1 protein-coding gene is annotated in these 427 nt (G+C 44.3%); it reads right to left on the bottom strand.

What is annotated here, in order from left to right; genetic code table 11:
* A partial coding sequence (locus tag B4E62_RS07850) for a hypothetical protein (protein ID WP_331351677.1) occupies positions 1–427 on the bottom strand: 427 nt, incomplete at both ends.

The raw sequence follows: 427 nt of genomic DNA, 5'->3' as shown, positions 1-427 counted from the left end.
TTTTCAATGACGGGTTCGCCTTTATAAGCGTCGGTATTATTTGCCTGTTCAATACTCGGTAATTGTTCATCCGCATAGGCATTACGTTGTGCATCCAAGGAAAATAATCCAAGACCTACACAGATCGCGAACATCAGGCTGGCAAGATTTGTGGCGGTGCGGCGTTTATTGGCAATGCGGCGAAATGCAATATCGATATCCCAGGCTTCTAATTTAATGCGCCGATTCAAATACAAGGCAAAACCGCATGCGACATAAAAAGGCGCGGTAAACGCCAGTGCGATGTACCACACCGCCAGTTTGAGGCTATTTAACTCAGAATCTTCTTGATCAAAAAAGACATTAGCCCATTCGATATGAATCTCATTAGGAATGAGTGCCCACAGCAATCCGATCATGCCAATCCATAACAGGTTTTCCATCATCA

Origin of the sequence: Cellvibrio sp. UBA7671 (assembly GCA_002483145.1) — a bacterium.
Lineage (GTDB): Bacteria > Pseudomonadota > Gammaproteobacteria > Pseudomonadales > Cellvibrionaceae > Cellvibrio > Cellvibrio fibrivorans.
This window is presented reverse-complemented; position numbering and strand designations above follow the sequence as displayed.